At 31.7% G+C, this 939-nt stretch carries 1 protein-coding gene; it reads left to right on the top strand.

Features of this window, described 5'->3' with window-relative positions:
• Positions 1–19: 19 nt before the first annotated feature.
• Positions 20–939, top strand: a 920-nt coding sequence (gene argF, locus EG57_RS0224915; RefSeq protein WP_032079775.1) for an ornithine carbamoyltransferase, incomplete at its 3' end; no start/stop codon positions are given.

The following is a 939-nucleotide window of genomic DNA, read 5'->3' as shown; positions in this document are numbered from 1 at the left end:
GTAAGGGAGAAATGAAGAAATGGCATTTAATTTAAGAAACAGAAACTTTTTAACATTGATGGATTTCACACCAAAAGAAATTCAATATATGATCGATTTAGCAAAAGATTTAAAAAGAGCTAAGTACACAGGAACAGAAGAGCAAACATTAAAAGGAAAAAATATAGTTTTACTATTTGAAAAAGATTCTACTAGAACAAGATGTTCATTTGAAGTAGGAGCATTAGATCAAGGAGCTCATGTTACATATTTAGGACCAACAGGAAGTCAAATGGGTAAAAAAGAATCTATAGCAGATACAGCAAGAGTACTTGGAAGAATGTATGATGGTATTGAATATAGAGGATTTGATCAATCAGTAGTAGATACATTAGCAAAATATGCTGGAGTACCAGTATGGAATGGTTTAACAACACAAGACCATCCAACACAAATATTAGCAGACTTCTTAACAATAGAAGAACATATAGACAAGCCATTAAATAAAATAGTATTTGCATATGCAGGAGACGGAAGAAATAACATGGCAAATGCATTAATGATAGGCGCAGCAAAAATGGGAATGGATTTCAGAATAGTAGCACCAAAAGATTTATTTCCAGAAGAAGACCTAGTTAAGAAATGCAGAGAAGTTGCAAAAGAAACTGGAGCAAAAATAACTCTTACAGATAACGTAGCAGAAGGAGTTAAGAATGCAGATGTTCTTTATACTGATGTTTGGGTATCAATGGGAGAAGCAGCAGAAGTATGGGAAAAGAGAATAAATGTATTAAAACCATATCAAGTAAATATGGAAATGGTTAAATTAACAGGAAATGATAAAGTAATATTTGAACATTGTCTTCCAGCATTCCATGATTTAAATACTAAAGTTGGAAGAGAAGTTTATGAAAAATTCGGATTAAAAGAATTAGAAGTTTCAGATGAAGTATTTGAAGG

This window comes from Clostridium drakei (assembly GCF_000633595.2).
Lineage (GTDB): Bacteria > Bacillota > Clostridia > Clostridiales > Clostridiaceae > Clostridium_AM > Clostridium_AM drakei.
The sequence above is the reverse complement of the archived record's forward strand: the minus strand, read 5'-3'. Positions and strand labels throughout refer to the sequence as shown.